At 68.8% G+C, this 11,777-nt stretch carries 7 protein-coding genes; 5 read left to right on the top strand and 2 right to left on the bottom strand.

Annotation, left to right across the window (positions count from 1 at the left end):
* Entirely contained in the window at positions 1-1,287 is a 1,287-nt protein-coding gene (locus Y958_RS06305) for a methyl-accepting chemotaxis protein (protein WP_088871323.1), read from the bottom strand.
* Between the two features lie 313 nt (positions 1,288-1,600).
* On the opposite strand from Y958_RS06305, the gene Y958_RS06300 reads away from it, so the two are divergent.
* Complete coding sequence (locus Y958_RS06300) at positions 1,601-1,948, top strand: hypothetical protein (protein ID WP_088871322.1); 348 nt, start codon at positions 1,601-1,603, stop codon at positions 1,946-1,948.
* Here Y958_RS06300 and Y958_RS06295 read toward each other — a convergent pair.
* Positions 1,911-2,321 (bottom strand): hypothetical protein, encoded by a 411-nt coding sequence (locus Y958_RS06295; protein WP_088871321.1) that lies wholly within the window; start codon positions 2,319-2,321, stop codon positions 1,911-1,913. The genes Y958_RS06300 and Y958_RS06295 overlap by 38 nt on opposite strands.
* 248 nt (positions 2,322-2,569) lie before the next feature.
* Between Y958_RS06295 and Y958_RS06290 the strand changes: the two genes are divergently transcribed.
* From Y958_RS06290 to Y958_RS32290, 4 genes are all read left to right on the top strand, one after another.
* Positions 2,570-3,685 (top strand): type III polyketide synthase, encoded by a 1,116-nt coding sequence (locus Y958_RS06290; protein ID WP_244909395.1) that lies wholly within the window; start codon positions 2,570-2,572, stop codon positions 3,683-3,685.
* Between the two features lie 3 nt (positions 3,686-3,688).
* A complete protein-coding gene (locus tag Y958_RS06285) occupies positions 3,689-4,216 on the top strand; it encodes an isoprenylcysteine carboxyl methyltransferase family protein (protein WP_088871320.1) in 528 nt (175 codons plus the stop codon).
* Positions 4,217-4,412: 196 nt separating this feature from the next.
* A complete protein-coding gene (locus tag Y958_RS06280) occupies positions 4,413-5,105 on the top strand; it encodes a Crp/Fnr family transcriptional regulator (RefSeq protein WP_040848848.1) in 693 nt (230 codons plus the stop codon).
* A gap of 531 nt (positions 5,106-5,636) precedes the next feature.
* Positions 5,637-11,750 (top strand): beta strand repeat-containing protein, encoded by a 6,114-nt coding sequence (locus Y958_RS32290; RefSeq protein WP_145727811.1) that lies wholly within the window; start codon positions 5,637-5,639, stop codon positions 11,748-11,750.
* Positions 11,751-11,777 lie beyond the last annotated feature (27 nt).

Genomic DNA, 11,777 nt, shown 5'->3' with positions numbered 1-11,777 from the left:
TCACGCGGTGCGCACTTCCTGCAGGAAGCTGTCCACCTGCGCCTTCAGCGCGTCACCGCTGCGGCTGAGGTCGCCGGCCGAGGACAGCATCCGGGTGGCGGCGGCGCCGGTCTGACGGGCGGCATCGCTGACGCCGGCGATGTTGGCCGTCACCTCCGCCGTGCCCTGGGCCGCCTGCGCCACATTCTCCGCGATTTCCCGGGTGGCTTCCCCCTGGGCGCCGACGGCGGCCGCGATGGACTGCGTCGTCGCGTTCATCGTGGTGATGGTCTCGGTGATGTCCTGGATGGCGCGGACGGAGATGCCGGTGGCTTGCTGGATGGCCGTGACCTGGGCCTGGATCTCCTCGGTCGCGGCCGCCGTCTGGTTGGCCAGGGCCTTGACCTCCGACGCCACGACGGCGAAGCCCTTGCCGGCCTCCCCCGCCCGTGCGGCCTCGATGGTGGCGTTCAGGGCCAGCAGGTTGGTCTGGCTGGCGATGCCATTGATCAGTTGCACCACCTCGCCGATCTTCTGCGCCGTCATGGCCAGGCCCTGCACCTGGGTGTTCGCGCCGTCGGCCCGGACCACGGCCTGCCCCATCATCTGGGTGGCCTGATCGGTCTGCTGCGCGATCTCCCGCACCGAGGCGGACAGTTCCTCGATCGCGGCGGCGACGGTGGTAACGTTATTCGTGGCCGTTCCCGCCGCCGTGGCCACCGCCGTCGACTGCCGCGCGGTCTCGCTGGCGGTCCCGGCCATGGACTGCGCCGTGCCGTGCAGGTCGGTCGCCTGGGCGCTGACGCTGGTGACGATGGCGCTGATGGATGCCTCGAACCGGGCGGCCAGGGCCATCATCGCGGCCCGGCGATCCTGCTCCGCCTGCTTGACGGCATGGACATCGACCAGCGAGCCGCAAGCGCGCCGGGGCACGCCCCGCTCATCCAGGATCACGCCCCCGGTGGCGCGGAACCAGCGGTAGCTGCCGTCCTTGACCTTCAGGCGATAGGTGACGTCATAGGTGGACCCGCTCTTCAGGGCGGCAGCAAAGGCGGCGAAGGTCGGCCCGGCATCCTCGGGGTGCAGGCGGTCGGACCAGGAGTGCACGACGTTGGGGAATTCCCGCTCGCTGGAGAAGCCGCACAAGCGGCGGAATTCCGGGGACCAGGTCCAGCGCGCCTTTTCATGCATGGCGTCGCCGTTGTACAGAATCGCATCCCACAGCCCGACGCCGGAATGGCCGGCCAGGATGTCTAGCCACTCGACCTTTTCGGCCAGCTTCTTCACAGCGCTACGCAAAACAAACATCACGTCTCCGTTCCGGAACAGGACCACGCCGCCCCATCGCCACTGCCAGGCAGATATCAAGACCAAAAGTCGCCGTGCGGCATTAATATTGGATTAACGAAGCAGGCGCCATTACCTATCCGGAAGGTTAGATGCCGCCACCATTACTGGTGGCGATTCCATTTATACACTCCCCATCCGCGGACTGAGCTGCCTTGAGGGGCCTCAGCCAGTCCGGATGGTGGACTCGCGGCTTATTTCCTCCGTCCAGTTGCGGGGCCGCGGGGCCGCCGTATCTCCCATCGGGTCGCCAACCTTGTTCCGGAGCCATCCCATGGATACCGCGTCCGCCTTCCCCGCCGGCCCGTCGGCCGGCAAGGTCAGCCTGCGCACCCTGACGGTCGTCAAGCACGCCCTGCTCGGCTTGGGTCTTGGCCTCGTTCCCGTGGTCTTCACCGTGATGTCGCACCAGCACCAGCCGATGGGCAGCCGCAGCGCCCTGGTCGGCTCCATCATCGGCGGGGCCTTGGGCGGCATGGCGATCATGATCTTATTCGGCGTCTATCGCGCCCGCTCCATCCCGCCGGACCAGCCCAGCCCCATCGGCCGGCTACGCCTGACCCTGGGCTTGGCGCCGCTGGCCCTTATCCTTCTGGGGTTGATGGTCCTGGCGATGATTTGACCACCTCAGCCCGCAAGCCCAGCCAATAGCCCAGCCCCAGCACACAAGCCCGGGCCCACCCCCGGATGGGGGTGGCCGGCACGATGCCATGGCGGCTGAGCCGTTGGACCGAACGCCCCTCGCGGCGCAGATGCTCCATGGCCTGGCGGACCAGGGGATGGAACAGGTCGACCGCGCCCACAGGGCCGCGGGTACCGTCCAGGTTCTCCCAAGCCTTTAAGGTGGCGTCCGTTTCATCATCATAGCCCCGCACGATCAGGACACGCGGCCCCCCGTCGGAAAAGCGCCAGATGGTGTAGGCATAATAATAATCGTAATATCCGTCCGGTCCGATGTCGGAACAGTCGACATGGTGTGAGGCTTCCACGTTCACCAGCGGGCGTCCTTCGCAGGAATGACCCGCATCGATATAGCGCGGCCGGCCGTTCCGGCACGTCCTGACGAAGCGGCGCCTGGCTTTATTCCAACCGTTGCCGGACGGCCCACCCCGCCAAAGTGGCGGATGTTGGGGGCCCGCCTTCCCCTTAGCATGATGGCGTCCGGGGCATGCCCCGGCAACGCCACATGAACCATCGCCGGTCGGTGGCCTTATTGTAGACTGACACAAGGGGAAGGACACACATGACCATGGCCAGCGCCGCACCCACATCCAATACCCCGCTGCCCACCCCGCCGGCGCCCGCCCGTCTGCTGTCCATCGCCACCGCCCTGCCCCCCTACCGCCTGACGCAGGAGCAGGCGCTGGCCGGTGCCCGCCAGGTCTTCGCCCACCGGCTGCGCGATTTCGACCGGCTGGCGCCCGTCTTCACCCATGCCGGCATCGAGGGCCGCGCCTCCTGCGTGCCGCTGGAATGGTATCTGGAGCCGCACGGCTGGGCGGAGCGCAACAGGCTGTACCTGGAGCACGCGGTCGACGTGCTGGCCCGCGCCACCACCCAGGCGCTGGACCAGGCGGGCCTGAAACCCACAGACGTGGACGCCATCGTCGCCGTCTCCTCCACCGGCATCGCCACGCCCAGCCTGGACGCGCTGATCATGCAGCGCCTGGGCATGAGGGCGGATGTGGAGCGCATGCCCCTGTTCGGCCTGGGCTGCGCCGGCGGCGTGCTGGGCCTGGCGCGGGCCGCCACCTGGGCCACCGCCCGGCCCGGCGCCAATGTCCTGCTGCTGGTGGTGGAGCTGTGCGCCCTCAGCTTCCGCCGGGGCGATTTGTCCAAGGCCAACGTCATCGCAACCGCCCTGTTCGGCGACGGCGGTGCCGCGGCCATCCTGCGCGCGGATCCCAAAGGCCGCGACGCGAACCATGAGGGGGCCCCCGCCTTCCTGGCGTCGGCGGAGCACCGCTGGCCCGACAGCCTGGGCATCATGGGCTGGCAGGTGGAGGACGACGGCATGGGCGTCATCTTCGCCCAGAGCATCCCCACCCTGGTGCGGGAGAAACTGCCCGAGGTGGTGGCCGGCTTCCTGGATCGCCAGCGCATGACGCTGTCCGATCTGGCCGGAACCATCTGCCATCCCGGCGGCACCAAGGTGCTGGACGCGCTGGAGGAGGTTTTGGCCCCGGCCACCGATGGGCTGGCGGACGCCCGCGACGTGCTGCGCCAGCATGGCAATATGTCGGCCGCGACCGTGCTGTTCGTGCTGGAGCGCCGCGTGCGCCAGGGCGCGCGGGGCCTGCACCTCCTGTCCGCCCTGGGGCCCGGCTTCATCGCCGCCCTGGGCCTGATGCGGTTCTAAGCCATGGACGGACTCGCTTTCGGCCCCCCGCAAATCGTGGTCCTGCTGCTGGCCGTGCAGCGCCTGGCGGAGCTGCGGGTGGCCAATCGCAACACCCGCCGCCTGCTGGCCCAGGGCGGCCAGGAGGTGGGGCGGGCGCACTACCCGCTGTTCATCGTGTTGCACAGCGCCTGGCTGGCCGCACTGTTCCTGTTCGTCCCGGCCGACGCGCCCATCGTCTGGCCCCTGGTGGCCCTGCTGATCCCCCTGCAACTGGCGCGCTATTGGGTCATCCGCACCCTGGGCCCTTATTGGACAACCCGCATCATCACACTGCCTCAAGCCCCGCTGATCCAGGGCGGCCCCTTCCGCTGGGTGCGGCATCCCAATTACTGCGTGGTGGTGGCGGAGATCGCGACCGTGCCCCTGGCCTTCGGCGCCTGGCACCTGGCCCTGATCTTCTCTATCGCCAATGCCCTGCTGCTGGCCCACCGCATCCGGGTGGAGGAGACGGCGCTGGCCCCCCGGCGGGGGGCGACGGCGCACCCCTGAGCGCCGGCCCGGCTCCGAGGCCTCCCCCTCTTTGGTTAACAGCCGCCACCAAAAGGCGTGGGGCCGTTTACGGCGGGCGCGCGGATCGTTATTGTCCGGCCAGCCCTTGAGCAAGGCCCCCGGATCTGTGTGGGGGCCGGGCGCGGATGCCGGACCGGCAGCCACGCCGCAAACGCCCCTATCCGGAGCCCACCCCGTGATCGAAGCCGCGTCCCTCGACAGCATCGAACTGCTGGCCCCCCTGACGGCCGACCAGCGCGCCAGCCTGGCCAAGCAATGCAGCTGGCGCCATTTCCACCCGCAGGAACAGGTGATCGACCGCGCGTCGGACAGCCGAGACGTCTGCTTCATCGTCGAGGGCCGGGTGCGGGTGGTAAACTACTCCCTCTCCGGCCGCGAGGTCACCTTCGACGATGTGGAGGCCGGCGGCTATCTGGGTGAACTGTCCGCTATCGACGGCGAGGCGCGATCGGCCAGCATCGTGGCGCTGAGCGAGGTCATGGTCGCCTTCATGTCGCCGCGCCTGTTCCAGCAGGTGGTGACCCAAAACCCCACCATCGCCTGGGGCGTCATGACCCGCCTGGCCAGCATCGTTCGTTCCGCCACCGGACGGATCATGGATTTGTCGACCCTGGGCGCCAACAACCGGGTGCACGCGGAGTTGCTGCGCCTGGCCAAGCCCAACCTGAAGGGCGACAACACCGCCGCCATCTCCCCCATCCCGATTCACAGCGACATCGCCGCCCGGGTCAGCACCACCCGCGAAACGGTCGCCCGCGTGCTGGGCGACCTGTCGCGCGACAAGTTGGTCATCCGCCAGGACAACTCCCTTCTCGTCCGCGACTTCGCCCGATTGGAGGAGATGGTGGAGGAAGTGCGCGGCGACTGAGCCTTTGGGGTTAACCATGAGGTCAGTTTTTTGAAGTGTGACACGCTTGCCACGGTTTTTTAACTTTTCATCAATCAGCGTCGGAGCTATATAGGAGGGGCTTGACCGTGACGGATTTGACACTCTCAAGCCTTCAACCTCCTTATGAGGCTCCCTTCATCTTCGCCGGCTGTCTTCGAGACAGCCGGCGTTTTTTTTGGTCCGCCGGCGGCCGCGGCCGCCGACCATCCCATCCCTTTGCGCCTCTTGCGCGGCACTAAGCCGCCCCGTGCATTCGTGGATGCGAAGCACTACAAAAACGGATACATTCATCCCTTGAATGCAATCCTGTGATTGGCATCGCGTCGCCCGGTCATGGCGACCCCAAAGGGGCGCCGGGGTGATCCGTGTCTCAGTACCTTTTCCCGGGCATCCAGTAGGGGGCGGGGGAAAAGGCGGACGTCATCGCCACCGGTCCGTGGCGACACCCAGAAGGGGTGTGGGTTTACGCCGAATACGAAGCGTCTCAAAGAGATGCGGTCGGAGGTGGGTATGGTTTCGCAGATCGGTCTTCTGACGCCGGCGCAGTTCGCCGCCATCACGACCACGAACATCCAGCGGCTGACGACGCAGGACGTCCAGGCGCTGACGACCGCCCAAATCAAGGCGATGACGACGCAGCAGGCGGCGGCCTTCCAGGTCAGCCAAATGGTGTTCAGCGCGACTCAGCTGCAGGCGTTCAGCGAAGCCGACATCACGGCGTTGGGTACGGACGATTTCAAGGCCCTGAAATCCACCCAGGTCGCCGGCCTCACCTCCAACCAGATACAGGCGCTGACCACGGATCAGCTGTCCGCCCTCACTACTGCCGACATCCAGGAATTCAGCAAGGCGCAGATCGGCGCCCTGACCACCGACCAGTTGGCGGCCCTGTCCACCGCCGACATCCGCGCCCTGACCGTCACGCAGCTGAGCGGCTTGACAACGGCCCAGCTGGCGGGCCTGGGCTCTGACAACCTGTCAGCCCTGAACAGCACGCAGACGACCAGCCTGACCGCCGCCCAGGTCAAGGCCCTGACAACCGACCAGCTAGCGTCGCTGACCACCGCCGACATCCGGGAATTCAGCGCCACCCAGATCGCGTCCCTGAGCACCGGCCAGACCGCCGGCCTGACGACGGACGCCGTGGCCGCCCTCACCACCACGCAGGTGGCGGGCCTGACCACGGCGCAGATCCGCTCGCTCACCTCGGACCAGCTGTCGGCCCTGTCCACGGCCGACGCCAAGGCCCTGTCGGTGACACAGCTGTCGGCGCTAGGCACCGGCCAAGTTCCCTTCCTGACCAGCAATGTGCTGTCGACGCTCAGTTCCATCCAGGTCGCCGCCTTCTCCACCGCCCAGGTCAAGGCGCTGACCACCGATCAGCTGAACAGCCTGACCACGGCCGATGTCCGGGAATTCACCAGCCTGCAGGTGGCGGCCCTCACCACCGCGCAGATCTCGGGCCTCAGCACCGGGAATTTGGCCGCCCTGACTACCATCCAGACGTCGGCGTTGAGCACCGCCCAGGTGGCGGCCCTGGGCACCGACCAGGTCGCGGGACTGACGACGGCGCAGGTGGCGAACCTCTCGGCCAACCAGGTCAAGGCGTTGTCGACCGACCAGCTGGACGCGTTGGGCACGGCCGCGGTGCGAACGCTGTCCAGCATCCAGCTGACCGCCCTGACCACGGCACAGATCGCCGGCCTCAGCACCGGCAACCTGTCAGCCCTGACCAGCGCCCAGGTGCAGAAGCTGTCGACCGCCCAGGTCCGCGCCCTGACGACGGACCAGCTGAACGGCCTGACCACCGCCGATGTGCGGGAATTCGCCGCCACCCAGGTGACGGCGCTCAGCACAGCGCAGATCGCCACGCTGGATACCGACAATGTGGCGGCGCTGACCACAGCGCAGCTGACGGGCCTGACCTCGACCCAGGTGGCGGCGCTGACCACCGACCAGGTCGCGGCCCTGAACACTGCCCAGCTGGCCAGCCTGACGGCCGTGCAGCTGAAGGGCCTGGGTTCGGACCAGTTCAGCGCCCTAGGCACGGCATCGGTGCAGAAGCTGACGCCGGCCCAGGTGGCGGCGCTGACCACGGCGCAGATCGCCGGTCTGTCCACCGACAACCTGTCGGCGCTGAACAGCGCGCAGGTGGCCGTGCTGGGCAGCCTGCAAATCCGCGCCCTGACCACCGACCAGCTGAACGCGCTGAGTTCCGCCGACATCCGCGAATTCACCGCGACGCAGGTGAGCCAGCTGTCCACCAATCAGGTGGCGGGCCTGGGCAGCGACGCGCTGGCGGCGCTCAGCACCAACCAGGTCGCCAACCTGACCACGGCCCAGCTGCGCACCCTCACGTCGGACCAGCTGTCCGCCCTGACCACGGCGGACTTGCGCGCCCTCACCTCTCTCCAGATTCCCGGCCTGACCACGGGGCAGATCGCCACGCTGGGCACCGACGCCCTGTCCGCGCTCAACAGTGCGCAGGTGCAGAAGCTGACCAACGCGCAGGTCCAGTCGCTGACGACCGACCAGCTGAACGCGCTGGGGGCCGCCGACCTCAGGGAATTCGCGCCGGGCCAGATCGCGGCCCTGACCACCGCCCAGGTCGCCGGCCTGCGGACCGACACTCTGGCGGCGCTAAGCACCGCCCAGGTCGCGGCCCTGACCACCGCCCAGGTGCGGGCGCTGACCACGGACCAGCTGGGCACGCTGTCGACCGCCGACGCCCGCGCCCTGACGGCCACCCAGCTGGCGGCCGTGTCCACCGCGCAACTGTCCGCCCTGGGCAGCGACGCCCTTTCGGCGCTGAGCGCCACCCAGGTGACGGGCCTGACCAGCACCCAGGTCAAGGCCCTCACCACCGACCAGCTCAACAGCCTGACCTCCGCCGATATCCGCGAGTTTTCAGCCGCCCAGGTGGCGAGCTTGACGACGGACCAGGTGTCCGGCCTGGGCACCGCCAACCTGTCGGCGCTCAGCAGCACCCAGGTGCCCAGCCTGACCAGCGCCCAGATCCGATCGCTCACCACCGACCAACTGAACGCGCTGACCACCGCCGATGTGCGGGAGCTCAGCGCCACCCAGGTGGGGGCGCTCACCACCGCGCAGCTGTCCGCGCTGGGCACCAGCCAGCTGACGGCGCTGACCTCCCTGCAGCTGACCGGCCTCACCACCGCCCAGGTGGGGGCCCTGACCACCGACCAGGTGGCAGCCCTGAGCACGGCGCAGCTGGTCACCCTGTCGGCCACTCAGGTCAAGGCGCTGACGACCGACCAGCTGTCGGCCCTGCCCACCGCCAACCTGCAGAAGCTGACGGCCACCCAGGTGTCGGCCCTGACCACCACGCAGGTGGCGGGCCTGGCCACCGGCACGCTGACGGCACTGACCACGGCCCAGGTGGTCAGCCTGACGGCGGCCCAGGTGGGCGCCTTGACCACCGACCAGCTGAACACCCTGTCGACGGCGGAAGCACGGGCCCTGACGTCCCTGCAACTGACCAGCCTCAGCACCGCCCAGGTGGCGGCGCTGGGCACCAGCTTCCTGACGGCCTTGAGCAGCACCCAGGTGGCCAGCCTGTCGGCCACCCAGGTCAAGGCCCTGACCACCGATCAGCTGGGCACCCTGCCCACGGCCGACGCCCGCGCCCTGACCGCCACCCAGGTGACGGCCCTGACCACCAACCAGGTGGCGGCGCTCAGCAGCGACGCCCTGTCGGCGCTGAACGCCACGCAGGTGGCCGGCCTGACCTCCGCCCAGATCCGGTCACTGACCACCGACCAGCTGAACAGCCTGTCCACGGCGGATATCCGCGAGCTGTCGGGGACCCAGGTCGGCTTCCTATCGACGGCGCAGATCGCCGCCCTGGGCACCGCCAACCTGGCGGCCTTCAGCAGCGCCCAGGTGCCCAGCCTGAGCAGCGCCCAGATCCAGGCCCTGACCAGCACCCAGCTGAACAGCCTGAGTACCGCCGACATCGGTGAGTTCAGCGCCACCCAGGTGGGGCAGCTGACCACGGCCCAGCTGTCCGCCCTGGGCACGTCCCAGCTGACCGCCCTGTCGGCCACCCAGATCGGCGGCCTGACGACCGCCCAGCTGAACACCCTGACCACCGACCAAGTGGCCACCCTGACGACCGCCCAGGTCTCCAGCCTGACCGCCACCCAGGTCAAGGCCCTGACCACCGACCAGCTGGACGCGCTCAGCACCGACACGGTGCGGACGCTGACGGGCACGCAGGTGGCCGCCCTGTCCACGGCCCAGCTGGCGGGCCTCAGCACCACCAACCTGTCGGCGCTGACCACCGCCCAGGTAGGCAGCCTGACGGCGACGCAGGTGGCCTCGCTGACCACGGACCAGCTGAACACCCTCTCCTCGGCCGACGCCCGCGCCCTGACCGCCACGCAGATCCAGGCCCTGACCACCGCCCAGGTGTCCCAGCTCAGCACCAGCTTCCTGGCGACACTCAGCACCACGCAGATCAGCAACCTGTCGGCCGCGCAGATCAAGGTGCTGACGTCCGACCAGCTGAACACCCTGCCCACCGCCGACGCCCGCGCCCTGACCGCCACCCAGGTCCAGGCCTTGACCACCGCCCAGGTCGCCAGCCTGGGCAGCGACGCCCTGTCGGCGCTCAGCGCCACACAGGTGGGCACCCTGAACAGCGCCCAGGTGCAGGCCCTGACCACCGGCCAGCTGAACAGCCTGACCACCGCCGACGTGCGTGAGTTCTCCGCGGCCCAGGTGGGCCAACTGACCACGGCGCAGCTGTCCGTCCTGGGCACCGACCAGTTGGCCGCCCTGTCAACCAGCCAGGTGCCCAGCCTGACCACGGCCCAGGTCAGCGCCCTGACCACCGGCCAGGTGGGGGTGTTGACGACGGCGCAGGTCACCAGCCTGTCGGCCGCCCAGGTCAAGGTGCTGTCCACCGACCAGATCAACGCGCTGAGCTCCGACACGGTGCGGACGCTGACGGGCACCCAGGTCGCCGCCCTGACCACGGACCAGATCAGTGGCCTCGGCATCTCCTTCCTGTCCACCCTGACCACCAGCCAAGTGGCCAGCCTGACCACCCTGCAGCTGCACGCCCTGGGCACCGACCAGCTGAACGCCCTGCCCACGGCGGACACGCGGGCCCTGACGGCGACGCAACTGAGCAGCCTGGGCACCGATCAGGTAAGCGGCCTGGGCACCGACTTCCTGCAGGCCCTGAGCAGCACCCAGGTGTCCAACCTGACCGCCGCCCAGGTCAAGGTGCTGTCCACCGACCAGCTGGACGCGCTGTCCACCGCCGACGCCCGCGCCCTGACCGCCACCCAGCTGACCGCCCTGTCCACCGACCAGATCGCCGGCTTCAGCACCGACAACCTGTCGGCCTTGAGCGCCACGCAGGTCAACAGCCTGACCAGCGCCCAGCTGCAGTCGCTGGGCACCGGTCAGCTGAACGCCCTGACCACATCGGACGTCACCGAGTTCACGGCGGCCCAGGTCGCCCTGCTGACCACCAGCCAGCTGTCGGCCCTGGACACCACCCACGTCGCGGCCCTGACCACCACCCAGACCGCGGCGCTGACCACGGCGCAGGTCGGCGCCCTGACCACCGCCCAAATCGGCGGTCTGACGACGGCCCAGGTGGCCGGCCTGTCGGCCACCCAGGTCAAGACGCTCAACACCGACCAGTTGAACGCCCTGTCGACCGGCGACGCCCGCGCGCTGTCCGCCACGCAGCTGGCCGCCCTGACGACGGCGCAGCTCTCCGGCCTCAGCACCACGGTGCTGACGGCGCTGAGCAACACGCAGCTGAGCAGCCTGTCGGCCACCCAGATCCAGACGCTCAGCACCGACCAGTTGAACGCGTTGAGCACGTCGCAAATCAGGGGCCTGTCGCCCACCCTCATCGCCGCGCTGACCACGGCGCAAATATCGGGTCTGGATACCGACAACCTGTCGGCATTGAGCGGCCCGCAGGCCACCGTGCTGACCACGGCGCAGATCCAGGCGCTGACCACCAGCCAGTTGATCGCGCTGTCCACCGCCGATATCCGCGAATTGTCCGCCAGCCAGCTGGGCGCGCTGACCACCAGCCAGATATCCGCCCTGACCACGGACGACGTGTCGACCCTGACGGCGACGCAGGTGGCGGGCTTGAGCACGGCGCAGGTCGGGGCCCTCACCACCGCCCAGGCGGCGGCGCTGACCACCACCCAGGTCTCCGGCCTGTCGCTGGCCCAGGTGAAGGCGCTGGGCACGGCGCAGCTGGACGCCCTGGCCACCGACCGCATCGTGAACCTGACGCCGGCGCAGGTGACGGCCTTGACCACGGCGCAGTTGGCGGGCCTCAGCACCGGCAACCTGTCGGCGCTCACCGGCACCCAGGTCGCTCTGCTGAACAGCACCCAGATCGACGCCCTGAGCACGACGCAGATCAGCGCCCTGACCACGGACGACATCCGGGAGTTCACGGTCAGCCAGGTGCCGATGTTTACCACCGACCAAATCCCGGGCTTCAGCACCGATCAGATCGTGGCGATGTCGTCAGACCAGGCCAACGCCTTCAGCGGCGACCAGCTGGGCGTGTTCACCTCGGACCAGACCAACGCGTGGCAGACGGCCCGCACGTCCTGAGCCTGAGGACCGAAAGGGGACGAAGGG

This window comes from Nitrospirillum viridazoti CBAmc, assembly GCF_000730165.1.
GTDB lineage: Bacteria > Pseudomonadota > Alphaproteobacteria > Azospirillales > Azospirillaceae > Nitrospirillum > Nitrospirillum viridazoti.
Note: the sequence above shows the minus strand (reverse complement) of the source record. Positions and strands in the feature narration are given on the sequence as shown.

What these genes read in the sequence shown, in the direction of transcription:
- Y958_RS06305 (WP_088871323.1), bottom strand. Translation starts at nt 1,287, where the DNA reads ATGTTTGTTTTGCGTAGCGCTGTGAAGAAGCTGGCCGAAAAGGTCGAG.
- Y958_RS32290 (WP_145727811.1), top strand. Translation starts at nt 5,637, where the DNA reads ATGGTTTCGCAGATCGGTCTTCTGACGCCGGCGCAGTTCGCCGCCATC.
- Y958_RS06300 (WP_088871322.1), top strand. Translation starts at nt 1,601, where the DNA reads ATGGATACCGCGTCCGCCTTCCCCGCCGGCCCGTCGGCCGGCAAGGTC.
- Y958_RS06285 (WP_088871320.1), top strand. Translation starts at nt 3,689, where the DNA reads ATGGACGGACTCGCTTTCGGCCCCCCGCAAATCGTGGTCCTGCTGCTG.
- Y958_RS06290 (WP_244909395.1), top strand. Translation starts at nt 2,570, where the DNA reads ATGACCATGGCCAGCGCCGCACCCACATCCAATACCCCGCTGCCCACC.